This is a genomic window from Amycolatopsis sp. NPDC034160 (assembly GCF_055575355.1).
In genome coordinates this window covers 443272-468382 of the sequence record NZ_JBVISU010000002.1, presented here as the reverse complement: position 1 = coordinate 468382, position 25111 = coordinate 443272, and the positions used below count along the sequence as shown (strand labels likewise).

Below are 25111 nucleotides of genomic sequence, written 5' to 3'. Positions count from 1 at the left end.
CGGCTACTTGGGCAGGTTCTTCGCGAGCTCGGCACCGACGGACTTCGCCACTTCGGCGGACTCTCCGGGCGGGATCGGCGAGTTCGTGAAGAACCCCTTGTCCCAGCCTTGGTAACTGACGACGCCCACGTACACGCCCTGGGTGAACCGCAATTCAGCGCCACTGAAGGCGCTGTCGGTGTCCAAAGAGACCAGAACGGCCTTCTGCCCGATGCCCGGCACCTGCTGCTGACGCTCGGATGGAGCAGCCGATCCAGTGGACGACTCCGCCGCCCGCTTCTCGGCTTCAGGGCCTTCGTGACGGTAGACCGTGACCCGCAGGGTGCGGTCGTGGACGTGGTCACCATCCGGCGCGGACCAGGAACAGCCGTACTGTTTGGTGACGATGTCACCCGCTTTGAACTCGTGCTCACGGACGCCCTGGAAGCTGGCGGTGACAGCCTTGTTCAGGACCTCCGGGGACACCTTGCACTCGGCCGGCGGCTGCTGGGAGACGGGCGCCTTGCCGACGGACGAGTAGTACTCCGACGCGAAGATGCCGCCGGGGATGCCCAGGCCGAGCAGGACGACGCCGCCCACGATCAGGCCGACGATCAGCCCGGTCTTTTTCTTCTTCGGCGGCTGCCCGTAGCCGGGCGAACCGTATCCGGGCGGTGGGCCGTACCCCGGCACGCCGGGCTGAGGTGGGCCGTACCCACCGGACTGCTGTCCGTAGCCCGGCTGCTGTCCGTAGCCCGGCTGCTGTCCGTAGCCCGGCCGGCCTCCCTGCCCATGGCCCGGTCCCTGGCCGTACCCCTGCGGCGGCTGGTGCACCGATCCTCCCCTGGCGATTCGCGTCCGTCCGTGTCGCGTTTAGCCCGCTAAAGGCGACACGCGGTCAGCATGGCACGACGGCCAGGGAATGGGTGCCGGGCGGTCAGCGCGCCGAGCCGAAGGCGGCGAGGGCGACGATCTTGGCCCCTCGGGAGCGCCTTTAGCGGGCTAAACGCGTCGCGTTTAGCCCGCTAAAGGCGACTTGGCATCAGTGCGCGAAGTGGCGCGTGCCGGTGAGGTACAGGGTGACCCCGGCGGCCTCGGCGGCGGCGATGACCTCGGCGTCGCGGATCGAGCCGCCCGGCTGGACGACGGCGCGGACACCGGCCTCCAGCAGGACCTCGAGCCCGTCCGGGAACGGGAAGAAGGCGTCCGAAGCGGCGACGGAGCCCTTCGCCCGGTCTCCCGCCCGCGCGACCGCGAGCCGCGAGGAGTCGACCCGGTTGACCTGACCCATGCCGACACCGACGGTCGCGCCGTCGTTCGCCAGCAGGATCGCGTTCGACTTCACCGCGCGCAGCGAACGCCACGCGAACTCGAGGTCGGCCAGCGTCCGCTCGTCGGCGGGCGCGCCGGTGGCGAGGGTCCAGTTCGCCGGGTCGTCGCCCTCGGCGGCGATCGTGTCGACGGTCTGCACCAGCATGCCGCCGGAGATCGGCCGGAACTCGATCGGATCCGGCGACGTGATGGCCGGCAACTTCAGCAGCCGTACGTTCTTCTTGCGCTGCAGGATCTCCAGCGCCTCGGCGTCGAAGTCCGGCGCCAGGACGACCTCGGTGAACACCTCGGCGATCTGCTCGGCCGCCTCGCGGCTCACCGGCCGGTTGGTCGCGATCACCCCGCCGTAGGCCGAAACCGGGTCGCAAGCGTGCGCCTTCCGGTGCGCCTCGGCGATGTCCTGGCCGACGGCGATCCCGCACGGGTTGGCGTGCTTGATGATCGCGACGGCCGGGGCGTCGAAGTCGTAGGCGGCGCGGCGCGCGGCGTCGGTGTCGACGTAGTTGTTGTACGACATGGCCTTGCCGTGCAGCTGCTCCGCGTGCGCGAGGCCCGGCCGCCAGTGCTTGTACAGCGCGGCCTTCTGGTGCGGGTTCTCGCCGTAGCGCAGGACATCCCCGCGCTCCCAGGTCGCGCCGGTGAAGTCAGGGAAGCCGGAGTCGTCCGCGGGCGCGTAGACGTTGGCGAACCACGCGGCGACGGCGGTGTCGTACGCGGCCGTGTGCGCGAACGCCTGAGCGGCGAGCCGCTTGCGGTCGGCCAGTGCGAAACCGCCGTCGGCGACGCGCTCCAGCACCCACTCGTAGCGGGAGGGGTCGACCACGACGGCGACGTTGTTGTGGTTCTTCGCCGCCGCGCGCACCATCGCCGGGCCGCCGATGTCGATGTTCTCGACGCAGTCTTCGGGGCTCGCGCCGGAAGCGACGGTCTGTGTGAACGGGTACAGGTTGACCACGAGCAGGTCGAACGGCGCGATGTCCAGCTGCTTGAGCTGCTCGACGTGCTCCGGACGGTCACGGTCGGCGAGCAGGCCCGCGTGCACGCGAGGGTGCAGCGTCTTGACCCGGCCGTCGAGGGACTCGGGGAACCCGGTGACCTCTTCGACCGGCGTCACCGGCACTCCGGCGTTCGCGATGACCTTCGCCGTGCCGCCGGTCGACACGATCTCGACACCCGCCGCGTGCAGCCCGGTGGCGAGTTCGAGCAGGCCGGCCTTGTCCGAGACGCCGATCAGCGCGCGACGGACGGGACGCTGTCCCTGTGCGGTACTCACGAAAACCTCACCTTTCGTCCCTCGACCGAGCACCCGCTCCGGCCGAGTTTTTCGATCGTTTCCACCAGGAGCCTGCGTTCCACGGCCTTGATCCGTTCGTGCAGGACGTTTTCGTCGTCATCGGGCTCCACGACCACCGATTCCTGCGCGATGATCGGCCCGGTGTCCACCCCGGCGTCGACGAAATGGACCGTCGACCCGGTGACCTTGACGGCCATCGCCAGCGCGTCGGCCACGGCGTGCGCGCCGGGGAACGACGGCAGCAACGCCGGATGTGTGTTGATCACGCGGCCGGGGAACCGCGCGAGGAATTCGGCGCCGAGGATCTTCATGAATCCCGCGGAAACGACCAGGTCGGGCTGGTAGGCGGCGACGGCTTCGGTGATCGCCTTGTCCCACGCCGCACGGTCGGCGTGGTCGGCCATCCGCACCGCGAACGAGGGGACGCCGGCGCGTTCGGCTCGCGTGAGCGCCGCGATCCCGCCGCGGTCCGCTCCGACTGCGACCACCTTCGCCGGATAGTTCGGCTTTTCGGCGGCGTCGAGCACGGCCTGCAGCAGCGTGCCGGAACCGGACGCGAGGACGACGAGCTTCACCGGAGTGGGCAGGTCCAACCGACTAGCCAGAACGGGCTCCTTGCCACGGCGGTACGCACTCGGGCGTACGGCGCTTCACCTGGTCGCGACAACCCTAACGGTCGCCGCCGGGCGCACTTTCGTCGCCGGACCCCTCGGTGGACTCGGTCACAGCGATGTCCTGCTCAGGCTCGGGTTCGGACTCGATCTCGGCCAGGGTCGCGTCGAGGTCCTCACCCAGCTCGCGGGCGAGTTCCGCTTCGACTTCGTCCTCGAATTCGTCGTCGAGTTCGGCCTCGGGTGAGAGTTCGGCGTCGCCGTCTTCATCCGGTTCCGCTGCTTCGTCCTCTTCGGACTCGACGGCTTGTTCCTCGATCTCGACGGCGTCTTCAATGAAGGCAGCCGGTTCCCCTGGCGGCTCGGGAGGCTCGTGCGCTCCGGCGAAGAAGGCGACGAACCCGCCAGGAATGACGATCCAGCAGAAGACGATCACCGACGCGACCCCGACCGGCACGCTGACCGGGTCGAACGGCCCGTCACCGAGTCTGCCGCCGGCCAGCGTCCCGAGGACGACGCAACCGAACGCGACGAGCGCGCCCGCGACGGCGACCGCGCGCATCCGAAGCATCGGATCCTCGTCGAGCGCGCGGATCTTCCAGCCGACCAGCGCGCCGACCAGTGCGGGAAGGAGCAGCAGCGCCGGCCACCAGGCCGCGTGGTGCGACGGGATCCCGGCCAGCACCGGCACGCCGGGCAGTCGCCCTTCCTGGTAGCCGAACATGCCGACGGTCAGCGAACCGACCGAGAAACCCGGCCCGGTGGTGAAGGACATCGCGGCGATGACGGCGTTCGGCAGATAGGCCACGGAAAGCACGAGCAGGCCGGAACTCGCGCCGAGCCCCGGCTCGAACAAACTGTCCACAGTGGACCACGAGAGGGCGGTGGCCGTGGTGAACACCGCCGCCCCACAAGCGACCATCGCGGCGAGGCCGAACGCCCCGGCCCGCAGGCCGCGTACGGCCACCGCGTCGAACCGGTCCCGCAGCGTGGCGGGCAGCCCGCACCGCTTGGCTGTTCCCGCGACGGCGGCGAGCCCGGCGATGAGTCCCGGCACGCAGAAGGCGGTCAGCGGGTTCACCCCGACCGGCGATCCTCCGGCCAGCAGGGCGATGAGCACGCCGAACAACGCGTGCGCCGCGGCGATCACCACGACCACCGGAAGCGCGTCCGACGGCGTCCGGCCGCCGATCCGTCGCACGGCCCGCGCGGCCGTCCTCGCCGTGAACCACGCGACACCGAGCGTCGGCAGCAGCGGCAGCACACCGATCGGATGGCCACCGAGTTCGAGTTCCACCTGCCACGAGGCGAGCCAGCCCGGCCCCGCGGCGAGCAGGGCACCGGTGGCGGAGAAACGGGACCGGTCGGCGGCGAACGCCACCGCCGCGAGGACGGTCGCGACGGCGGTGTAGGAGAAAAGCAAGGGCACGCAGGCCGCGGCGAGCAACACCCGAACCCGCTTCGCCCTGGACACCTCCGGCTCGGGGACGAGGTCACTCACCGGCTCTTCGCCCGGCGGGCGTTCGTCGCGGGTGAGCAGCTTCATGAGCCGACCATGACATCCGGACTGGGCCGTCCGGGTGAGGCACGCCGCCGCCAGGTGGCGCACGTGGCCCAACCCACCCGGTCGGGTAACCCGGAAAAGAAAAACACCCGCCGTGACACGGAGAGTCACAGCGGGTGTTTCTTTTGTCTGAAAAGGTCAGCTTTGCCGGTCGAAACCACCCGGCGGCGTGCCGGGGTTCTGACCCGACTCCGACGACGGCGGCTGCTGGAAGAACTGCCCCTGCTGCGGCGCGTACGTCGTGGCCTGCTGGCCCGGCGGCTGCGTGACCGGCGGCTGGAACCCGCCCGGCTGCGCGAACGGACCGGACGGCTCGCCCTGCTGCTGACCCTGCTGACCCTGCTGACCTTGCTGGCCCTGCTGGCCCGCGCCGGGGAACGGCTGGACCTGCGTGGCGGCCGGGCCCTGCTGACCCTGCTGACCGAACGGACCCTGCGGGCCCTGCTGCGGGAACTGCTGGCTGTACGGGGCCTGCGGTGCCTGCTGCTGCGGCTTCGCGGCCGGCAGCTTGATGACCTCGTGCTCGAACAAAAGCGCGGCGACCGCGACCAGCATCTGCAGAATGCCGAGGATCAGGACCACGGTGAGGATGCCGGGAAGCGAGACCTCCGTGCGCCCCTCCCCGCCGTCGACGGTCGGGTAGCCGACGATCAGGTCGAGCGCGCCGAACGCGCCGAGGACGCTGAACAGCGCGGCGAACGGAAGCGTCTTCGGGCCGCGCGGCAACGCGTGCAGAGCCGCGAGCAGACCGCTGACCAGGAGGAAGACCGAGACCTCCTTGGCGGCGTCGGCCTCATCGGAGAAACCGATGAAGAACTGCACCAGGCCGAGGACGGTGACGGCGAGCGCCAGCAGCAACGCCAGGTTCAGCGGGGCCGCCTGCGACGGCGCCTGCTGCTGCGGAAAGGCTCCCGAGCCGGGGTTGGGGTGTTGCTGGCCGCCACCCTGCTGGGGGTAGCCGGGCCCACCGCTGGGATAGGACATCCGAATGCTCTCCTGTCGTTCGACCGGCACCCCGGGGCACGCGGGACTCCCGGGACAAACGAGGCGGCTGTGATGCTCGAACGCTAGCGCACACGCGGTCACCCCACGCCTCGGGCTCTGAGACGTCTGTACACCCGATCGGGTTCCGTGCGGAACCCCTCGTCGACGACCAGATCGCGTTTAGCCCGCTAAACGCAACCTGCCCCGCCGGGTCGCGATTAGGGGGCGAAAGTCGACCCGTCCCCGGGTCGCGTTTAGCGGGCTAAACGCGAACGGCGGACCGGGCACCTGGTGAGGCGCCCGGCCCGCCGGGGGAAGCGTCAGTCTCCGAAGGGTCAGAGGCTGTTGTACAGCTCGCGCGCCAGGACGGCGGTCTCGCTCGGGGTCTTCCCGACCTTGACGCCGGCGGCCTCGAGGGCCTCCTTCTTGGCGGCGGCCGTGCCGGAGGAGCCGGAAACGATGGCGCCCGCGTGGCCCATCGTCTTGCCCTCAGGCGCGGTGAAGCCCGCGACGTAGCCGACGACCGGCTTCGTCACGTTGTCCTTGATGTAGGCCGCGGCGCGCTCTTCGGCGTCCCCGCCGATCTCGCCGATCATCACGATGACCTTGGTCTCGGGGTCGGCCTCGAACGCCTCGAGGGCGTCGATGTGCGTCGTGCCGATGACCGGGTCGCCGCCGATGCCGACACCGGTCGAGAAACCGATGTCACGCAGCTCGTACATCATCTGGTAGGTCAGCGTGCCGGACTTCGACACCAGGCCGATCGGGCCCGGGCCGGTGATGTCGGCCGGGATGATGCCCGCGTTCGACTTGCCGGGGCTGATCACGCCGGGGCAGTTCGGCCCGATGATGCGGGTCTTGTTGCCCGTCGCGACCGCGTGCGCCCAGAAGTAGGCCGAGTCGTGCACCGGGATGCCCTCGGTGATCACCACGGCGAGCGGGATCTCGGCGTCGATCGCCTCGATGACCGCGTCCTTGGCGAACTTCGGCGGCACGAAGATGACCGAAACGTCGGCGCCGGTCTCCTTGATGGCCTCCTCGACCGTGCCGAACACGGTGAGGTCCTTGCCCTCGATGGAGACGGTCTGGCCCGCCTTGCGGGCGTTGACGCCACCCACGATGTTCGTGCCGGACTTCAGCATCTTGGTCGCGTGCTTCATGCCCTCGGAGCCGGTGAGCCCCTGGACGATGACCTTGCTGTTCTCGTTGATGAAGATCGACATCTCACGCACCTGCCGCGGCGAGCTCGGCGGCCTTGTCGGCCGCGTTGTCCATTGTGTCCACCACGGTGACCAGCGGGTGGTTCGCGTCGGCCAGGATCTGGCGACCCTCGACGACGTTGTTGCCGTCCAGCCGCACGACGAGCGGCTTGGTGGCCTCGTCGCCCAGGATCTTCAGCGCCTCGACGATGCCGTTCGCGACCGCGTCGCAAGCGGTGATGCCGCCGAAGACGTTCACGAAGACGCTCTTCACGTCGGTGTCGTTGAGGATGACGTCCAGCCCGGCCGCCATGACCTCGGCCGAAGCGCCGCCGCCGATGTCGAGGAAGTTGGCGGGCTTGACGCCGCCGTGCTTCTCACCCGCGTAGGCCACGACGTCCAAAGTGGACATCACGAGGCCCGCGCCGTTGCCGATGATGCCGACCTCGCCGTCGAGCTTGACGTAGTTGAGGTCCTTGGCCTTGGCCTTGGCTTCGAGCGGGTTCTCCGCGTCCTTGTCGACCAGGGCCTCGTGGCCCGGCTGACGGAACGAGGCGTTCTCGTCGAGGGTGACCTTGCCGTCGAGGGCGATGATCTTGTCCTGCGGGTCACGGACCAGCGGGTTGACCTCGACCAGGGTCGCGTCCTCGGAGACGAAGGTCTCCCAGAGCTTCACGACGACGTCGGCGGCTTCGTCGATGACCTTCTCCGGGAACTTGCCCGCGGTCAGGATCTCGACGGCCTTCGCCTTGTCGACACCGGTGATCGCGTCGACCGGGATCTTCGCGAGCGCTTCGGGACGCTCGACGGCCAGCTGCTCGATCTCCACGCCGCCTTCGGCCGAAGCCATCGCGAGGAAGGTGCGGTTCGCACGGTCCAGCAGGAAGGAGAAGTAGTACTCCTCGGCGATGTCCGAGGCTTCGGCCACCAGCACGCGACGCGTGATGTGGCCCTTGATGTCGAGACCGAGGATCGCCTCGGCCTTCTCCGCGGCCTCGTCCGGCGTCTGGGCCAGCTTGACGCCGCCGGCCTTACCGCGACCGCCGGTCTTGACCTGCGCCTTGATGACGACCTGGTTGCCGATCTTCTCGGCGGTGGCCTTGGCTTCTTCGGGGGTGTTTGCCACGGCACCCGGCAGAACCGGTACTCCGTGGGCGGCGAAGAGATCCCTCGCCTGGTACTCGTAGAGGTCCACTACTCCAGTCTCCTGACGACACGCCACTGTGGTGGTCCGTTTCCGAACCGCGCTGTCGGACCAGTCGAGGTTAGCGACCTGCGCAGAAGCAGGGGACTCCGCACCTGGTGAAGTCGGTCACCGTACGCGGTCAGACGGTGTTTCCACGGTGTGAGACCGCACACCGGAGACCCAGTTCGCGGCCTCTTCCAGGGTTTCGAAGGCGTTGTCGAACCGGCTGGGGCCGTTACCGACCGCGAAGAGGAGAACGCCCGGGAGCGCTTCGGCGAGACCCTCCGGCTCACTCTCGCCTCGGACGACACCGAGGACGTCCGGATCCTCCTGTTCGGCCGTCCGGACCACTTGCTCGGCGGTGTCGAGACGCCCGGAGTAGACGACCTCGACCCCGTCGTCCCGCATCAACCTCGCGAGCGTGACAGCCGAACCGTCGTCGACGCCGAACTCGGCCAGTACGACACGAAGGAGGCGTCGCGTCATTCAGACCGCCTCGAACCCGCGACGGCCATCGCGGCCGCGGCGAGGGAGACGACGGCGGCGCTCAGCGCGAGCCAGAACCCGACACCCGCCGAGGCGCCCTCGTACTCCGAACCGACAAGCGGCAGCTCCGCCGCGCGCAGGCCGAGTACCAGCGCGGCGCCGGTCAGCGCCGACGCGGCGGCGACCGGACGCGAGCGCACGACGAGCGCGTACAGGCCGAGCACGACCGCGAGCGCGCCGAGCAGGCCCCACGACGCCGCGCCGAAGTCCGACCACAACCCCGGCGCGGTGTAGCCGGAGGCGGTGAACACGGGCGTGCCGAACGCGGCGATCGCCAGCACCGCCGCCGCGACGACCGGGGTGAGCACGGTGCCGTTCGCCCGCGTGCCGTCCAGCCCGTCGTCGTCGGCGGCGGTGGCGTCGTTGTCGTCACGCTCGACGACCCCGGTGACCACGGCGGCGAGCGCGGCCACGGCCGCCAGTACGAGCGCGATGAACGTCCACGTGACACCCGGGCCCGCCGAGAAGCCGACCTTGTCCGGCAGCGGGAGATCGACGCCGAACCGCGCCGGGTCGACCGCCTTGTCCTCGGTCACGGACAGGGCCGCGCTCAGCACGGCCGCGCCCGCGAGGACGACCCCGGCCCAGGTCGCCGCGACGACTCCCCTGGCGAACGCCGAAAGCTTGGGCACGAAGACGAACAGCGCCGGAACGGCGAGCGCGACGGCGGCGCCGAGCAGGAGCCACCGCGACGGCGTCTCCGGCACGGGCGTCGCTCCGTTGGCCTTCAGCACCGGGGTCAACGCGCCCGCGACCGCGGACCCCGCGGCGAGCAGCGCCAGTCCGCCGGTCGCCGACCGCCACCAGAACAATCCGGGCAGCTTGGCTTCACCGGCCAGGTCGCCGGTCGCCGCCTCACCGCTCTCGGCGACGTCGAACCGGGTGAAGGCCAGTCCCAGCAGTGCCAGACCCGCGATGGTCACCACCACCGAACCCGGCGCGACCGAGAGCCTGTCCACGACCAGCCCCGCGACCACCGGCGGCACGCCGACCGCGAGAGCGGCCAGCGCCGCGCCGGCGAACCCGCCCTTGGCGACCCCGGCCGAGGGCGAACTCACCGCCACGAGCACGGTCAACGGGAGCAAGGCCGCGAGCAGCAGGTACCCGGCCATCGCGACCGTCGGCGCCTCGAAAGCGTTCTTCGCCAGGAGGTACGCGTTGTCCGAGCCGAGCGGCGGCAGCAGCGAACTGAGCCCGCCTGCCACCGCGAGCACGGGCCCGAGCAGCCGCCAGCGACGCTGACCGTCGAGCGCGCCCGCCAGTTCCGACTCGTCGCGCGCGGTTCCCGCGGCGAACACCCCGGCGGCGAGGGTCAGCAGATGCCCCACCACCAGCGCCCACAGCCCGGGTCCCACCTGAGGCATCGCGAGCAGGCGGTCGGCGAGGAACAGTTCCGGACGTGAGGCGAGCGATCCGTCCGCGAGCAACTGCAGATCCAGCAGCAGCCGTCCGGGCGCGAGCGCGGTCAGGCCGAGCACCAGCCCGGCCGCGAGTCCCGGACGTCCCGTCGCCACGGCGTAGAGCACGACCGCCGCGGGCGCCAAGGCCAGCACCACCACCAGCAGCGGTCCGGCGGTGAACCCGGCCGAGCCGTCCCGGACGACGGGCATCAGCGCACCGGCCGCCAGCGCGACCGCACCGGCCGAAACCAACCCCGCCGACAGCAGGAGGGCCCGCGGGCGGGCGCCCGGTTCGCTCCGGAGAAGTTCGGCGGACACGGTCCCGGGGGCGGCCTGCCCGGCGGATTCCGCGGGTCCTGCGGATTCGTCACCAGGGTGCCGTGAGCGCGAAGTCATCGACGGCGACGCTAGCAAGCCGGGCTCGCACGGGCGCGGCAGCAGGTCGCGGCGTTAGGTCGCGGGCAGGTCGCAGTGGGCGTCGCAGCGGGCGCTGAGGGGGTCTACAGCGGATAAACCTCCTTCAACATCACTGGGCAACCGGTTATTTCCCTCGTTCGCCTCCTTCCGGGCCCCTCAGTACCCCCGAACGGCCGCATGAACCTGTAACGCAAGTCACAAGGTTACGAGTAAACCTCCTCTAACTTTGGGTAATCTTCACTGGACAAGGGCCAGATCGTCGTCGCCCGTTCGGCCGAGGAGGCCGTCAGATCTTGCTGTTGGGGGTACCGCTTCGTTACTGTTCCCGCGTCCCCATTACAGTCAGATCACGAATGAGAGCACCGAACGAACCACCCCCGAGGTCGTTCACCGGGTTCCCCCGCCCGGGCTCTTGATCAGACTCCCCGAACATGGAAGGCCCCGTCTTGGCTTCACACCGCTCCCCCGGCGGCCAAGCTCCTTCCCCGGCGCTCGAGAACGCACTGGATGGTGCGGTCGTCCGCGTCCGGGGCTCGCACCGCCTGTCGCCCCCGTCCTCCGCCCTTCGCGGTCGTGTCGTGGTCGCAGCCGTCGCTGCCGGCGCCTTCGCGGCCGCCGCTGCCGGGCAGACCCTGAAGTCCGTTTCGGAATCCTCGGACGCCGCCGTCACCCCGCTGGCCAGCACCCAGGACGCGAGCGCTTCGTTCGCCCTCGGCGGCGGAGCCGGTGGTGGCGCCCCCGAACTGCTCCCGACCAGCCAGGCGACGAACGCCTCGGCCGAGGCCCAGAAGCTCTCGGAGAACAACAGCATCACCCAGGCCCGCGTCAAGCGTGAGGCCGAAGCGGCCCGCAAGGCCGAAGAAGAGGCCAAACGGCCCAAGACCTGCATGCCTGCAAAGGGCACCTTCACCTCGGGCTTCGGTGCCCGGTGGGGCACGAGCCACCTCGGCATCGACATCGCGGCCCCGATCGGCACCCCGATCGTCGCGGCCTCCGACGGCACGGTCATCGAGGCGGGCCCCGCCAGCGGTTTCGGCCTCTGGGTCAAGGTCCAGCTCGCCGACGGCACGATCCACGTCTACGGCCACATGAACTCGTTCTCCGTGCGCGAAGGCCAGAAGGTCAAGTGCGGCGAGGAGATCGCCGAGGTCGGCAACCGCGGCCAGAGCACCGGCCCGCACCTGCACTTCGAGGTGTGGCAGAACGGCACGAAGAAGATCGACCCGCGCCCGTGGCTCGCCGCCCGTGGCGTCAACGTCGGCTGATCGAGCCTCGTTTTCCCTTGCTACACCGGTAATCCCGCCTGGGACATAGGCGCGCCGGGCAACGACGCTCTGGCGCGCCTCTACAAAGGCTGTAGCTACTCCAAAAGCCGCGCCGACCGTGAAAGCTGTGCCCACTCCAGCAACTGTGACCACTCCAGTAGCGAATTCCGGGCTCTCAGAGCCCTCACGTGACGCCGCCGGGTAGTCTTCGGAAGAAGTACCCGACCGCGACTTGCCACACTGTGCACAGGCCCGCCGGGCGCCGCCTGAACGGCAGCGATCGGGCGGAAAATCCCCGCGAAGGATCCCGGCACCCGGCTGGCCGCGGCCCGAACAGCCATCGCCGCGCGTGCCCGCATACGACACACCGTCCGGCCCCGTCCGGTTCGTGCATCCGCAGTAACGCGCGCCAGGCCGCGACCAGCCTGAGCACTTCTGGCGGTTCCGGACCCCGATCCGATCCCGCCCCTTCTTCAACACCCCGCAAGTACTCCAATACCCCACCCGCGAGAACCCCAAACAAGACCCCGTCCACACCGTGCGCCCCCTCCCCTGATGGGGGTACACCGGCTCGGCCAGCATACCCCAGCGCATCGAACTCGTGTTCGATGGCACAGGTATACGGGAAGGGTCCGACAGTTTTCGAGCGCGGGGATGAAACCGCAGGTCAGGGCTAAAGTTTGACCATCGGAACGCTGCCGATGAGCATCAGCCGGACCTTGCCGGCGGCACCGAAGTCGATGGTCGCGGTGGCCCGCGGACCGGCGCCGTCGCAGGCGATGACGGTCCCGAGCCCGTACTTGTCGTGGCTGACCCTGTCCCCGACGTCGAGCTTGAGCGCGACGGCGTCCTTCCAGCCCTTGCCGAACGGGCTCGTGCCCGGCGAACCCGACGGCGACGAGGTACCGCCTCCACGGCGGCCCCAGGTCGTAGCCGCGCGCGGCGAACCGCCCGAAGAACCGAAACCACCGGAGGACGGCGACGGTGCGAGCCTGCGCCAATCGACCAGTTCGCCGGGAAGTTCGTCGAGGAACCGCGAAGCCGGGTTCATCTGCGGCTGCCCCCAAGCGGAACGCACCATCGAACGGGAGACGTACAGCCGTTTCCTGGCCCGCGTGATCGCGACGTAGGCGAGCCGTCGCTCTTCGGCCAGTTCGGTCGGGTCCCCGAGCGCACGCATATGCGGAAAGATCCCGTCCTCCCAGCCCGTACAGAAGACGACGGGGTATTCGAGGCCCTTCGCGGTGTGCACGGTCATCAACGTGACCACACCCGAGTCGTGCCCGTCGCCGTCATCCCCGCCGTCGGCCGCGGGGATCGAGTCCGCGTCCGCCACCAGCGAAACCCGCTCCAGGAACGCGGGCAGCGAGCCCGGCTCCGGCACTCCGGGGTCGATCTCGGGCAGTTCGCCCTCCGGTCCGGCGACCTCGGCGGTGAATTCGGTGAATTCCCGCGCGACGGTGACGAGTTCCGTCAGGTTCTCCACCCGCGACGCGTCCTGCGGGTCGTCGGACTCCTCGAGTTCCGCGCGATACCCGGTGCGCTCCAGGACCGCCTCGAGGATGTCGGCGACCTCGGCACCGCTTTCGACGATCTCGCCGAGTTCGTCCAGCAACTCGACGAAACCGGTGATCGCCTTGGCGGAGCGCGGGTTCAGCAGCGGCACCTCACCGTTGACCGCCCCGCGCAGCGCCTGCGCGAACGAGACGCGCTCCCGCTCGGCGTAGGTCGCGATGACCGCTTCGGCGCGGTCGCCGATGCCGCGTTTGGGGACGTTGAGGACGCGACGCAGGCTGACCGTGTCCTCCGGGTTCGCCAGCACCCTCAGGTACGCGAGCATGTCGCGGACCTCGCGCCGTTCGTAGAACCGCACGCCGCCGACGACCTTGTAGGGCAGGCCGAGCCGGATGAAGATCTCTTCGAAGACACGGGACTGGTTGTTGGTGCGGTAGAAGACAGCGACGTCGGAGTAGTCCGCTTCGCCCTTGTCCGCCAGCGCGTCGATCTCGCCCGCGACGAACGCCGCTTCGTCGTGCTCGTTGTCCGCGACGTAGCCGACGATCTTTTCGCCGTCACCGGCGTCGGTCCACAGCCGCTTCGCGCGCCTGTTGGGGTTGCGGGCGATGACGCCGTTCGCCGCCGAGAGGATCGTCTGGGTCGAGCGGTAGTTCTGTTCCAGCAGCACGGTCCGCGCGTTCGGGAAGTCGCGTTCGAATTCCTCGATGTTGCGGATGGTGGCGCCGCGGAAGGCGTAGATCGACTGGTCCGCGTCACCCACGACGCACAGTTCGGCGGGGTCGATACCCGCCTCGTTCGCCTCGGTGCCGACCAGTTCGCGGATCAGCGTGTACTGCGCGTGGTTCGTGTCCTGGTACTCGTCGACCAGGACGTGCCGGAACCGCCGCCGGTAGTACTCGGCGACGTCCGGGAAGGTCTGCAGGAGTTCGACCGTCCGCATGATGAGGTCGTCGAAGTCGAACGCGTTGGCCTGGTTCAACCGCCGCTGGTACTCGACGTAGACCTCGGCGACCCGGCGCTCCAGGTCGTTGGCCGCGTTCGACGACGCCGTCTCCGGGTCGACGAGCTCGTTCTTGAGGTTCGAGATGTGCACGGCCAGCGTGCGCGCCGCGTACTTCTTCGGGTCGATGTCGAGATCGCGGGCGACGAGGGTGATGAGCCGCTTCGTGTCGTCCGAGTCGTAGATGGAGAAACTCGACGACATCTCCAGCGTTTTGGCCTCACGGCGCAGGATCCGCACGCACATGGAGTGGAACGTCGACACCCACATGGCGTTCGCGCGACGGCCGACGAGGTCGCTCACCCGCTCCCGCATCTCCGCGGCCGCCTTGTTGGTGAACGTGATCGCCATGATCTGGCCGGGGTGCACGTCCCGCTCGGCCAGCAGGTACGCGATCCGCCTGGTCAGAACCCGGGTCTTGCCCGAGCCCGCGCCCGCGACGACCAGCAGCGGTGCGCCCGCGTGGGTCACGGCCTCGCGTTGCGCCGGGTTCAGGTCGTCGAGCAGGTCCGTGTGCCGGGGCTTGGCCGGGCCGTCCGCTGGGAGATCGAAGAGGGTGTTCATCGCCGGTCCACGCTACAGCGCCGGGCGTAGGCGTCGTTGTCGCCTGCCGTCCGACGCGCGAGCGGTGTGCGCGGCGGAGGATCGGATGCCATGGACACCAACGGAATTCCCTCCCGGACCAGGGCGGCCGACACCGACCGTGAGCGGGTCGCCTCGCTCATCCAGGCCGCCGGCGGCGAAGGCCGTCTCTCCCTCGAAGAGGTAGAAGAGCGGCTCGGCACTGTGTATTCCACCAAGTACACAGACGAACTCGAGAAGCTCACCTCGGATCTGCCGAAACCCGTCCCGAAGCGGCGTCCGGTCGCCTTCGGGCATCCGGCGGTGCGGATCCATGTCGCGATCGCCGTCGTGTTCTCGGTGCTGTTGATCGTCCGCTGGACGGTTTCGGGCGTGCCGTTCTTCTGGCCGGCGATGCCGATGTTCTGGCTCGCCATGAGCGTGCTCGTGCACGCGCGCGTCCGCGGGGCCCGTAGCGGCTTCCGGCCGGGTGATGGCGTCGTTGTGGCATAATGATCGGTGTGCAGCACCACGCGTTCCGATTTTTTTACGGGATCCGGACACCGGCTCCCGTGATCGCGTAGTGCCCGAAACGCCATCACCCGAAGCCCCGGAGTCCACGGACCCGGGGCTTTCGCCGTTCCGGGGGCCAGCAGGGAATCCGGACCGAAGAGAGGTCCCGATGAACACCACGCAGAAGCCGGATGCCGAAGAACCCATCGCCACCGCCGAGGAGATCGGCGAACTCCGCAAGGAGATCGACTGGCTCGACAGCGAGATCCTGCGGCTGGTCAAACGCCGCGTCGAGGTCTCCAAGACGATCGGCGCCGCCAGGATGGCCGCGGGCGGCACCAGGATCGTCTACAACCGTGAGATGGACGTGCTGGCCCGCTACCGCGAACTCGGGCCGGAGGGACGGCAGCTGGCGATGGCGCTGCTGAACCTGGGCCGGGGCAGGCTGGGGCGATAGCAAAGGTCCCCTGCTCCTCCGAGACCGGCGGGACCAAGGCGGGCGTGACCGAAGCTGACGTGACCAAGGTCTCTTGATCCCTTGAGGTCGCGCGCCTTTGTCGGCCGCCAGGCCTCGCGATCGTGCTGGCAGGGCGCCCTCGGGGTTCACGTAACGATCGGACGATAGTCGCGCCCTGGCAGCACGATCGCGAACAGCGCGATAAACAATAGAGTCATGATTAACCTCATCGCCGTCATCATCGCGATCGCCGGTGTGCTCGCCGCGTTGGGCCATCTCGGTTATCTCGCCATGTTGAACAACGCGGCGGGTAAGCGAGCGGGCGGGGCGCCCATCGCCCAGTACGTCAAGACACGCTGGGCGATCGCGGGCGGTACCACCGCGGCCTCGCTCCTCGCCTGGTTGCTCACTAGTGGGGGAACAACGCTCGACATCATCGCCATTTTGCTCGCAGCGGGTAGTGGAGTAACGGCCACTAAAGCCCTGCAGTCGACCCAGCAGAAGTACCGCAGCGGCAATTGACCGGCGTCACCAGCGGGAATAACACTCCGTAGCGTCACTCCGGCCCATACGGTCGCGCCCGACCGAGTGAAACATCTGCAACTTGCAGAGTGGGTGAAGACTTGCGGGTGTCGAGCTTTTAGTGTGGATCCCGTGAGGACCCTTGCGTCTGGGTCGGGCGATGCCCGGATGGCGCGCGGGGGCATTGGCCCCGCGCGCCCACAGTCGCATGCGCGTGCATTTGCTCGCGAGAGTGCCCGGGAGTCTGCTCGCGAGGGATCCCGTGAAACCGCTGCTCTGTTCGGCTTAACCAGTGTCACTTCGCCGTCAGGGGCGGCCCATGAGGGGGTCGCTCGGACATGAACGGCTGGGCGGAACACCAGGGACGGACCAGACGGAACGGCACCACGCACGCGGGCCGTCACCGGGCCGGTGGCACCGAGAGCTGGACCCCACCTGTGCCGCCGAGGCGGCAGCGCCCGACCGGGCACGGGCAGCACGGGCACAGCGAGTTCGCCCCGCCCTCCACCGGTTCCCTTCCTCTGCCGCCACCGCGGAACAGGAGGGCGCCGAGCCCCGGCTACGCCCCGTCGAGCGGCCGTCTGCCGCTCCCCCAGCCCGCTCGCGAGGTCCCCGTGGAACGCCCGGTCCGCGTCGAAGTCTCCTTGGCCGAACCCCCTCGGCTCTCCGCCGAGGAACGGCGCGCGAAGGCAGCCCAGCGCACGAAGGTGACACTGGCCGCGCCCGCCCCCCGCCGTCCCGAACCAGTGGAGAACGACGACGACGTCCGTGTCTACCTGGCCCCGCCCATCGACGGCCTGAGCACCTTCGACCTCGGTTCGGTGCCCGCTTCGGTGACCCCGCCCAAGACCTGGCGCAAAGCCGCCTGGTTCGCCGCCGCCGCGTCCGCGCTCGTCGTCGTCGGCTTGCTTTTCGCCGGTTCCTTCCTGGTGGGCAAGCCACTCCCGGAGCAACAAAGCCAGGGCGGCTGGCCCGGTTACCGCGGCGGCAGCCCGATGACCAACGAAGGGCTCGCCGCGAACCCGACCACGCACCCCCAGGGCGGCGCGGCGGGCAACCCGTCCGGGTCCGAGTCCGACTTCCCCACCCGTGACGACCGCAGTGCCGCCAACTCCGGCACCTCCTCCGACAGCGAGAGCCCCGGCACCGACGGGTCGCGGCCCGGCTCGGGCGGGCCGGTCACGACCGGTCAGCCCGCGCCGCCGTCGAGCGACCGGCCGCAGAAGCCGCCGATCACCCCCGCCGACCGCACGACCACCCCCGCCCCCTGGTACGCGTCGCAGCCGGACGCGCAGGCGATGGGCGACAACACCGAACTCTTCCTCAACACCGTCACCACCGACCCGCACCAGGCCTCCGACGTCACCTCGGGCGGTCTCCGCGAAGAAGGCGCGCAGGGCCTGCGTGAGCGCTACGCCGACGTCGCCTATTTCGAGGTGAAGAAGGTCAGCATCGACCAGCGCCGAGGCGTCACGGTCAACACCGTCGAGGTCACTCACAAAGACGGGACGAAGACCATGGAACAGCGCACCTTGACCTTCGGTGACGACGACAAGATCGTCGACGACGGCATGTAGGTGGTCACGCACGTGCAGGTGTGCCGTTCCTCTGCACGTGCGGTGCGGCGAGCGGTTGTCCCTGGTCCGGGTGGGTGACATAAGCTGCCGTTCGTCGTATCGCGACGGCATTCCGGCGACAGAGCCTGGCCGCGGACCGTCTCCACAGGGTTACCTGACGACAGCAGGGTCCGCACCGTTCAGAAGACGGCCGCGCGGACCAGAGGCGTCGGCCGAACGGCCCAGCGCCTGCCCCGGACCAGAGCGAGGAATTTCGTGCTTGATCGACAGCGCATCCGGCGTGAGGACGCCGTACGTGTCGAGGACGTCATCCCGGAAGAGATCCTGAACGACACCCGCGTCGACCGCGAGTACCTCGAGCAGGTCTTCCGCGAGCCGCAGAAGTTCGTTCCCGCCCGTACCCGCGAAGAGCCGTCGCCGCGGCACGAGCCGGAAGAAGAGCCGGAAAGCCGCAGTGCCCGGCGGGCGAAGCTGGCAGGCCTGGTCGCCGCCGGACTGCTCGTCGCGGGCGCCGTCGTCACCGCGGGCGTGCTCGCGGGGACCCAGCGGCAGAACCCGGCGCCGGGCGCCGGAGCGTCCGAAGTGATGAGCGGAGCCGCCGCGCTCGGCGGGCTCGCCGTCCCGGACTCCTCCGAGCCGCAAGAGAAGCGCGAGACATCGGCCCCGGCGGGCACCAGCACGACGCCCCACCCCTCTTCGGGCACCGGCTCGGGTTCGGTCGCGCGGCAGGGTTCGGCGTCCAGCAGCTCCAGCTCGAAGCCGGTCACCAAGCCCGACGCGGTCAGCACGACCGAGGACAAGATCGACGCGGTCCGGAAGTTCTATCAGACCGTCGACGCCGATCCCGGCGGCGCGCTGACGCTGCTCGCGCCGGTGCTGGCCGAGTCCGAGGCGGGTCAGCTCATCCAGGCGTGGAGCTCGATGGACGCCATCCAGATCCAGGACATCCGGGAACAGGCCGACGGCACCATCCTCGCCGTGGTGACCATGCGCAACCCGGACGGCGGCCTGGTGCGGGTCACGCAGGTGCTGGAATTCGCCGACCGGGCGACGGGCCTCATCACGGACGCACGGCTGCTGTCGGCGCAGCACATGTGACGGATACCCGGCGTTGAAGTGCCCTCTACCCAGGGCGATCAGAGCGTGCCGCGTGTGTGTGCGCAGAGTGAGCGCCTAGCCTTGTCACGAGTCGGTCTCGGAAAAGCCGGCACACAGACCACTACATGTGCATACGCTCCAAGGCTGTGGCGTGCTGAAGGCCGCACCGCGTGCGCGGACGACTCCGCCACGTGAAGACGGAGCCCAAAGGGAGGTCGCGTGAGCGACGAGGGTCGCCTGGTCGCCGGTCGATATCGCATCGTCGGGCGGATCGGCACGGGCGCGATGGGTGCCGTCTGGCAAGCGCACGACGAGGTACTCGGCCGCACGGTGGCGATCAAGCAGTTGCTGCTGCAGCCCGGCCTCGAAGCCCAAGGTGCCGAGGACGCCCGCCAGCGCACCATGCGTGAGGGCCGGATCGCCGCCAGGCTGCACCACCCGAACGCCATCTCGGTGTTCGACGTCGTCACCGACGACAACGGGCAGCCGTGCCTGATCATGGAGTACCTGAACTCCACCAGCCTCGCCCAGGTGCTGCAGGAGGAGCGGACGCTCCCGCCGATCGAGGTGGCCCGGATCGGCGCGCAGGTCGCGGCGGCGCTGACCGAGGCGCACGCCGTCGGCATCGTGCACCGGGACATCAAACCCGGCAACATCCTGCTCGCCCCCAACGGCACTGTGAAGATCACCGACTTCGGCATCTCCCGGGCCAAGGACGACGTCACGGTCACCAAGACCGGGATGATCGCCGGCACGCCCGCCTACCTGGCGCCCGAGGTCGCCATCGGTGGCGACCCCGGCCCGGAGTCCGACGTCTTCTCGCTCGGCTCGACGCTCTACGCGGCCTGCGAAGGCCAGCCCCCGTTCGGCCTCAGCGAGAACACGCTGAGCCTGTTGCACGCCGTCGCGGCCGGGCAGATCATCCCGCCGCGTCAGTCCGGCCCGCTCGCCAGCGTGCTGGCCGTGCTGCTGCATCCGGAGATCCGGCACCGGCCCACCGCCGAAGAGTGCGAAGAACTGCTGGCCGCTGTGGCGCGCGGTGAGACGCCGCTGGGCGGCCCCGCCGACGAAACCATGCTCGCCGCCCCGGTCGCGGGCGGTCTCGCGGGCGCGGGCGTGACCCAGGCCCTCGACAGCGAGTCTGCCGGGCACTCGGGTTCGCTTCTCGACGAACAGGCCGCGGCGGGTTCGTACTACGACGAGGACGACTACCACCAGCCGCCCGCGTCGAACTACCCGGAAAACGACTACGACGGGTACGACAACTACGACGAGACGGCGCTGCTGTCGGAACGCGGCCACCCCGGCGGCGGCCCGGCGCCCACGCGCGCCGTCCCGGTACCCGCGGGCGACTACGACGACGATCCCTACGACGACGACACCCCGCCTCCTCCGCCGCCGCCCACCCGGGCGCAGACCAGCCCGGTGGACGAGGACGACGACGAGAAGCCGGGCGCGTGGAAGAAGCCCGCGATCATCGGCGGCGTGGTGGTCGTGGCGCTGGCCGCGCTGGGTATCTGGCTGCTGAGCCCGAACAACCCGGAAACGCCCGCGCAGGTCGGGAACTCCTCGACGAAGCCGTCTCCTTCCGCGCCGTCTTCGGCTCCCGAGACGACGGAACCGCCGTCGGAGACACAATCGGCCGAGCCGCCCAAGGAGACGACGTCCTCGAAGAAGACGTCGAGCAAGGCGACCCAGCCCCAGGAGCCGGATCGGCCGTCCACGCCGAAGTCGACCCCGAAGTCGAGTGACACGCCGACTCCGCCGAAGACTCCGACCCCGTCGACCACGCCGACGACCCCGACCAGCCAGACCGGTGAGCCCGGCGGAGCATGATCCGAGGCAGCAATTGAGTTCTGAAGGTTCCATCGTCGGCGGCCGGTACCGCCTGGACCAGCCCATCGGGCGCGGCCGGGCGGGCATCGTCTGGCTGGCGTTCGACACGCGACTGCTGCGCACGGTCGCGATGAAGCGGATGTATCTGCCCGTCGGCCTGCCGCCGGACCGGGCGGAGCAGGCCAAGGCCGTCGTCATCCAAGAGGGCAAGGACGCGGCCAAGTTCGAGCACGCCACCGCCATCAAGGTGTACGACGTCCTCCCGGACGGTCCGGACGTGTGGCTGGTGATGGAGTACATCCCGTCGCGCGGGATGGCGACCTTCCTGGCCGAGCACGGCAGGCTGACCGCGGAACAGGCCGCCGCGCTGGGCATCATGCTCGGCCGCGCGCTGGCCGCGATGCACGAGGCAGGCGTGGTGCACCGGACGGTCGAGCCGGGCACGATCCTGCTGGCCGACGACGGCGGCGTGAAGCTCACCGACATCGGCATCACCGGTGGCGGGCCGAGTCCGGCGTACCGGGCGCCCGAGGTGGCGCGCGGCGAACCGGCGACTTCGGCCTCCGACGTGTTCTCGCTGGGCGCGACGCTGTACACCGCCGTCGAAGGGGTGCCGCCGTTCGGCGAGGACGGCGAGTCGTCGGAGCGGCCGCCGCAGACCGCCGGTCCGCTGGCGGGCGCGCTGCGCAAGATGCTGCGAGCCGATCCGAGCGCGCGGCCGACGATGGCCGACACGGTCCGCTCGCTGGGCGCGATCACCGAGGGGCGGCAGACGGCGTTCATCCCGCCGACGGCGCCCGCCATGCCCACGGTGCCCGCTTCGATGCCGGTGCCGATGCCGCAGGCGCCGCAGCAGCCGGTCCCGCAGTTCGTCCGGCAGCAGCCTCCGCAGTATCAAGCGCCGCAGCAGTACGCGCCGCCGCAGCAGCCGCAGTACCAGCCCGCCCCCGCGTCGGCCGCGCCGAAGTCGGCGGACACCCGGAAGTGGCTGATCACCGCGGGTGCCGTGGTCGCGGCGATCCTCATCGGGGTGCTGTTCGCGGAACTGTTCCTGATCTAGCTCAGCCGGTTTTCCTGCCCACCTGATCACTCCCGCCTGCCTGTCCGGTCAGGGCGCCTTCGCGGATGGCGCTGAGAAATCGTCGCACCGCGGGGTGATCCCTGGCGTGCGCGGCGACGGCCGCGTGGATGGAGCGCACCGGATCGGGCCGACGGACCTTGCGGATGGCGACGCCGGGATGCGGGGCGCCGAGGCCGAGTTCCGGGATCAGCGCGACACCGAGCCCGGCGGCCACGAACCCTTGCGCCGTCTGATAATCCTCGGATTCGACGACATGGTTCGGGGCGAATCCGGCCGCGCCGCAGGCGTCGAGCAGGATGTCGCGGCAGGCACCGGGGAGACCGTCGACGCCGACCCACGGATCCTCCGCGAGTTCGGCGAGGTCGAGGACCCGTTTACGGGCGAGCCGGTGGTTTTTCGGCAGAATCGCGCGATACGGGTCGTCGAGGACGTGCACGTACTCGACGCCCTTGACCTTGGGCATGCTGGTGGGAAGCACGATCATCGCGACGTCGGCCTTACCCGACTCGATCTCGGGCATCGAATCGTCGGGCTCGACCAGTTTCAGGTCGAGGCGGACGCCGGGGAAGTCCCGGCGCAGCGCGGCGACGGCCAACGGGACCAGTGAGGCACCGGCCGTGGCGAAATAGCGGATCGCGAGCCTGCCGGTGCGGCCTTCCTTGAGTTCGGTGAGCGCGGCCTCGGCCTTCGCGAGCTGGGTGCTCAGCGTTTCCGCGTGTTCGGACAATAGCGAACCGGCCGGTGTCGGCCGCACGCCGCGGCCGACCCGTTCGAGCAGTTCGACGCCCGCTTCCCTTTCCAGGGTGGACAATTGCTGACTGATCGCGGAAGGTGTGTAGCCGAGATTCCGGGCGGCGGCGGTGATCGAACCACTGCTGATCACGGCTCGGAGGACCTGCATGCGGCGTACGTCCAGCATGCTCCGATCGTACAGTTCTTCTTAAGCCTCCCTGCAGTTAATTTCGCTTGTCCTTACGCGTCGGCGCCGCGAAGCTGGGCCAGGCGAGAAGGAGGACTGGGGTGGGCGAGACCAAGACGCTGCTGCGGATCGGCGCGCTGGCGCTCATGTGGGGATCGAGTTTCTTCTGGATCAAACTGGGGCTCGGCGCGTTCTCCCCGGTGCAGCTGGTGCTGGCGCGGGTGGCGCTGGGAACGGCCGTGCTGATCGGGCTCTGCTACCTCGGCCGGGACCGGCTGCCGTCGGGACGGCGGATCTGGGGACATCTGGCGGTCGCGGCGTTCTTCCACAACGCGCTGCCGTTCCTGCTGTTCGCGTGGGGCGAGCTGACCGTCGATTCGGGGATCACCGGAGTGCTGAACTCGACGACACCCCTGTGGGTGCTGCTGGCCGCGCCGATGATGGGCACGCGGACGAAGATGACCGCGGTGCGGGTCGCGGGCTTGGTCATCGGCCTCGTCGGCATTCTGCTGATCTTCGCGCCGTGGGAAGCCTCCGGGCTGGTCAGCTGGGGCGCGCTGGCGTGCCTCGCGGCGGCCGCGAGCTACGGGTTCGCCATCGTCTACGAGGGCAAATACCTCACCGGCACCGGCGACTCGCCGCTCTCGCTGGCCGGCGGGCAAATGCTGCTCGCGACCGGGTTCATCCTGCTCGCCATGCCGATGGGCGGTTTCGAACCGATGCACCTGAGCACCGGCGCGATCGTGGCGGTCATGATCTTGGGCATCGGGTCGACCGGGATCGCGTTCGCGCTGAACTACCAGCTCCTCGCGAGCGAAGGCGCCGTCGCGGCTTCGATCGTCGGGTATCTGCTGCCGGTGGTGTCGGTGCTGCTGGGGGCGGTGTTCCTGGCCGAGGCGCTGAACTTCCAGGTGATCGCGGGAATGGTCGTCGTGCTGGGCGGTGTCGCGCTGACGCGGCTCCGCCCGAGGGAGCGGGGGACCTTTGCTACCGCCCCGGTGGCGGAGCGCCCCCTCGCCACCGCCGGGGAGACGACGCCGTGACGACCTGCGTTTAGCGGGCTAAACGCGCTCCCGCCGGTCCCAACCTCCCAGGCCGGCGGGAGCGATCAGGGGGCGAAAGGCGACGCGGTGCGGTGGGGCCCGGGGGCTCACCGCACCGCGTTTAGCCCGCTAAAGGCGACGCGGCGTCAGAGGGCGGAGATGACGAGCAGAGCGGCCATGACCAGCTCGACCCAGAAGTAGAGCCAGCTCGGATAGAACCGCTCCGGCCGCTCCGCGAACCGCGCGACCAGCCGCCCGAAGGCCATCCCGACGAGTGCGACGGCCACCGCGATCGCGACGCCCCGCTGGATCCCGCCGACGTCGAAAGCCGCGAAACCGAGCAGCACGGCGATCGCCACGCCGAAGCCGCCGTAACCGCGCGCACCTCGGTCCGCGCGGTCGCGGAGTCCAGCGTGATGCCGAACGGACGGATCAGCCGCCGCGGCGCGACGAGCCCGAGTAGTCCCATCCCGAGGAAGAACACGGCCACCAGGCCGATGAGGACAGGCGCCATCTAGACGAGACGCCGGTCGGAAGCCCAGCGCGAAAGCTCGTACCGATTCGAAAGCTGCGTCTTCCGCAGAACGCTCGACACATGCGTCTCGACGGTCTTCACCGAGATGAACAGCTCGGACGCGATTTCCTTGTACGCGTACCCGCGCGCGAGCAACCGCAGCACGTCGCGTTCCCGCGGCGTCAGCAGGTCGAGGTCCGGGTCGCTGATCGGTGCGGAACCCGGCCGGTCGGCGAACGCGTCGAGCACGAATCCGGCCAGCCGCGGCGAGAACACCGCGTCGCCGTCGGAAACCCGCACGACCGCGCGCACGAGTTCCTTCGACGAGATCGTCTTGGTGACATAGCCGCGTGCCCCGGCGCGGATCACGGCGATCACGTCCTCCGCGGCGTCGGAGACCGACAGCGCGAGGAACACGACATCGGGCAGGTCCGGGCGGACCCGGCGGAGGACCTCGGCGCCGCCACCGTCCGGCATGTGCACGTCGAGCAACACGACCTGCGGTTTGGTGCGCGCGATCCCCGCGACCGCCTCGGCCACCGAGCCCGCCTCGCCGACCACGCGCACGTCGTCGGTGATCGAATCCAGTTCGGTACGCACGCCTGCCCGGAAGAGCGCGTGGTCGTCGACGAGGAAGACCTTGACCGGCTCCCGCGTCTGCTGGTTCTCCGTCACGATGCTCCCTTGCTCGCCCT

22 protein-coding genes are annotated in these 25111 nt (G+C 69.7%); 9 read left to right on the top strand and 13 right to left on the bottom strand.

The features are described from left to right. Positions 1-3: 3 nt before the first annotated feature. The 9 genes from ACZ54P_RS07145 to ACZ54P_RS07105 all read right to left on the bottom strand — a co-directional run bounded on the left by ACZ54P_RS07145 (position 4) and on the right by ACZ54P_RS07105 (position 10491). Positions 4-813, bottom strand: coding sequence for a hypothetical protein (locus ACZ54P_RS07145; RefSeq protein WP_465460609.1), 810 nt, complete (start codon positions 811-813; stop codon positions 4-6). A 208-nt stretch (positions 814-1021) separates the two neighbouring features. Beyond that, on the bottom strand, positions 1022-2584 hold the full coding sequence (purH, locus tag ACZ54P_RS07140; protein ID WP_465460608.1) for a bifunctional phosphoribosylaminoimidazolecarboxamide formyltransferase/IMP cyclohydrolase: 1563 nt from the start codon (positions 2582-2584) through the stop codon (positions 1022-1024). After that, positions 2581-3198, bottom strand: a complete 618-nt coding sequence (purN, locus tag ACZ54P_RS07135) for a phosphoribosylglycinamide formyltransferase (RefSeq protein ID WP_465460607.1) — start codon at positions 3196-3198, stop codon at positions 2581-2583. The genes purH and purN overlap by 4 nt, the downstream gene beginning before the upstream one ends. A gap of 76 nt (positions 3199-3274) precedes the next feature. Beyond that, positions 3275-4762: a cell division protein PerM gene (locus ACZ54P_RS07130; protein WP_465460606.1), complete on the bottom strand. Its 1488-nt coding sequence runs from the start codon at positions 4760-4762 to the stop codon at positions 3275-3277. Positions 4763-4918: 156 nt separating this feature from the next. Further along, positions 4919-5764 carry a DUF5336 domain-containing protein gene (locus ACZ54P_RS07125; RefSeq protein ID WP_465460605.1) on the bottom strand — a complete coding sequence of 282 codons (846 nt, stop codon included), beginning with the start codon at positions 5762-5764 and terminating at the stop codon, positions 4919-4921. A gap of 335 nt (positions 5765-6099) precedes the next feature. Beyond that, the gene (gene sucD, locus ACZ54P_RS07120) at positions 6100-6987 is read right to left on the bottom strand and encodes a succinate--CoA ligase subunit alpha (RefSeq protein WP_465460604.1); all 888 of its coding nucleotides are present in this window, start codon (positions 6985-6987) and stop codon (positions 6100-6102) included. 1 nt (position 6988) lies between these two features. After that, a complete protein-coding gene (gene sucC, locus ACZ54P_RS07115) occupies positions 6989-8158 on the bottom strand; it encodes an ADP-forming succinate--CoA ligase subunit beta (protein ID WP_061983415.1) in 1170 nt (389 codons plus the stop codon). 117 nt (positions 8159-8275) lie between these two features. Further along, on the bottom strand, positions 8276-8635 hold the full coding sequence (locus tag ACZ54P_RS07110) for a hypothetical protein (RefSeq protein ID WP_465460603.1): 360 nt from the start codon (positions 8633-8635) through the stop codon (positions 8276-8278). Next, positions 8632-10491, bottom strand: coding sequence for a hypothetical protein (locus tag ACZ54P_RS07105; protein ID WP_465460602.1), 1860 nt, complete (start codon positions 10489-10491; stop codon positions 8632-8634). The genes ACZ54P_RS07110 and ACZ54P_RS07105 overlap by 4 nt, the downstream gene beginning before the upstream one ends. Positions 10492-11090: 599 nt before the next feature. Here ACZ54P_RS07105 and ACZ54P_RS07100 point away from each other — a divergent pair. Next, the gene (locus tag ACZ54P_RS07100) at positions 11091-11777 is read left to right on the top strand and encodes a M23 family metallopeptidase (protein WP_061983412.1); all 687 of its coding nucleotides are present in this window, start codon (positions 11091-11093) and stop codon (positions 11775-11777) included. 673 nt (positions 11778-12450) lie between these two features. Here the strand turns inward: ACZ54P_RS07100 and pcrA are convergent. Continuing rightward, a complete protein-coding gene (gene pcrA / locus ACZ54P_RS07095) occupies positions 12451-14859 on the bottom strand; it encodes a DNA helicase PcrA (protein ID WP_465460601.1) in 2409 nt (802 codons plus the stop codon). Between the two features lie 90 nt (positions 14860-14949). Between pcrA and ACZ54P_RS07090 the strand changes: the two genes are divergently transcribed. The 7 genes from ACZ54P_RS07090 (at position 14950) to ACZ54P_RS07060 (ending at position 21919) form a co-directional block, all read left to right on the top strand. After that, positions 14950-15369, top strand: coding sequence for a DUF1707 SHOCT-like domain-containing protein (locus tag ACZ54P_RS07090; protein ID WP_465460600.1), 420 nt, complete (start codon positions 14950-14952; stop codon positions 15367-15369). Between the two features lie 169 nt (positions 15370-15538). After that, positions 15539-15826 carry a chorismate mutase gene (locus ACZ54P_RS07085; RefSeq protein ID WP_465460599.1) on the top strand — a complete coding sequence of 96 codons (288 nt, stop codon included), beginning with the start codon at positions 15539-15541 and terminating at the stop codon, positions 15824-15826. Positions 15827-16042: 216 nt separating this feature from the next. Beyond that, entirely contained in the window at positions 16043-16348 is a 306-nt protein-coding gene (locus tag ACZ54P_RS07080) for a hypothetical protein (protein WP_465460598.1), read from the top strand. Positions 16349-16686: 338 nt separating this feature from the next. Beyond that, on the top strand, positions 16687-17925 hold the full coding sequence (locus ACZ54P_RS07075) for a hypothetical protein (protein WP_465460597.1): 1239 nt from the start codon (positions 16687-16689) through the stop codon (positions 17923-17925). 255 nt (positions 17926-18180) lie between these two features. Next, positions 18181-19023 (top strand): hypothetical protein, encoded by an 843-nt coding sequence (locus ACZ54P_RS07070; RefSeq protein ID WP_465460596.1) that lies wholly within the window; start codon positions 18181-18183, stop codon positions 19021-19023. A gap of 219 nt (positions 19024-19242) precedes the next feature. Continuing rightward, on the top strand, positions 19243-20859 hold the full coding sequence (locus ACZ54P_RS07065; RefSeq protein WP_465460595.1) for a serine/threonine-protein kinase: 1617 nt from the start codon (positions 19243-19245) through the stop codon (positions 20857-20859). Between the two features lie 13 nt (positions 20860-20872). Beyond that, complete coding sequence (locus tag ACZ54P_RS07060) at positions 20873-21919, top strand: serine/threonine-protein kinase (protein ID WP_465460594.1); 1047 nt, start codon at positions 20873-20875, stop codon at positions 21917-21919. A gap of 1 nt (position 21920) precedes the next feature. Here the strand turns inward: ACZ54P_RS07060 and ACZ54P_RS07055 are convergent, their stop codons facing one another. Then, a complete protein-coding gene (locus ACZ54P_RS07055) occupies positions 21921-22859 on the bottom strand; it encodes a LysR family transcriptional regulator (protein WP_465460593.1) in 939 nt (312 codons plus the stop codon). A gap of 101 nt (positions 22860-22960) precedes the next feature. Here ACZ54P_RS07055 and ACZ54P_RS07050 point away from each other — a divergent pair, with 101 nt between their 5' ends. Then, positions 22961-23902 carry a DMT family transporter gene (locus tag ACZ54P_RS07050; protein WP_465460592.1) on the top strand — a complete coding sequence of 314 codons (942 nt, stop codon included), beginning with the start codon at positions 22961-22963 and terminating at the stop codon, positions 23900-23902. Between the two features lie 146 nt (positions 23903-24048). Here ACZ54P_RS07050 and ACZ54P_RS07045 read toward each other — a convergent pair whose 3' ends face one another. Next, complete coding sequence (locus ACZ54P_RS07045; protein ID WP_465460591.1) at positions 24049-24261, bottom strand: DUF4345 family protein; 213 nt, start codon at positions 24259-24261, stop codon at positions 24049-24051. A gap of 155 nt (positions 24262-24416) precedes the next feature. Beyond that, positions 24417-25091, bottom strand: coding sequence for a response regulator (locus ACZ54P_RS07040; protein ID WP_037315017.1), 675 nt, complete (start codon positions 25089-25091; stop codon positions 24417-24419). Positions 25092-25111: the final 20 nt, after the last annotated feature.

Coding starts and splice junctions, on each gene's coding strand:
- ACZ54P_RS07130 (WP_465460606.1), bottom strand. CDS start 4,762: ATGAAGCTGCTCACCCGCGACGAACGCCCGCCGGGCGAAGAGCCGGTG.
- ACZ54P_RS07125 (WP_465460605.1), bottom strand. CDS start 5,764: ATGTCCTATCCCAGCGGTGGGCCCGGCTACCCCCAGCAGGGTGGCGGC.
- sucD (WP_465460604.1), bottom strand. CDS start 6,987: ATGTCGATCTTCATCAACGAGAACAGCAAGGTCATCGTCCAGGGGCTC.
- ACZ54P_RS07110 (WP_465460603.1), bottom strand. CDS start 8,635: ATGACGCGACGCCTCCTTCGTGTCGTACTGGCCGAGTTCGGCGTCGAC.
- ACZ54P_RS07105 (WP_465460602.1), bottom strand. CDS start 10,491: ATGACTTCGCGCTCACGGCACCCTGGTGACGAATCCGCAGGACCCGCG.
- pcrA (WP_465460601.1), bottom strand. CDS start 14,859: ATGAACACCCTCTTCGATCTCCCAGCGGACGGCCCGGCCAAGCCCCGG.
- ACZ54P_RS07090 (WP_465460600.1), top strand. CDS start 14,950: ATGGACACCAACGGAATTCCCTCCCGGACCAGGGCGGCCGACACCGAC.
- ACZ54P_RS07085 (WP_465460599.1), top strand. CDS start 15,539: ATGAACACCACGCAGAAGCCGGATGCCGAAGAACCCATCGCCACCGCC.
- ACZ54P_RS07080 (WP_465460598.1), top strand. CDS start 16,043: ATGATTAACCTCATCGCCGTCATCATCGCGATCGCCGGTGTGCTCGCC.
- ACZ54P_RS07075 (WP_465460597.1), top strand. CDS start 16,687: ATGAACGGCTGGGCGGAACACCAGGGACGGACCAGACGGAACGGCACC.
- ACZ54P_RS07055 (WP_465460593.1), bottom strand. CDS start 22,859: ATGCTGGACGTACGCCGCATGCAGGTCCTCCGAGCCGTGATCAGCAGT.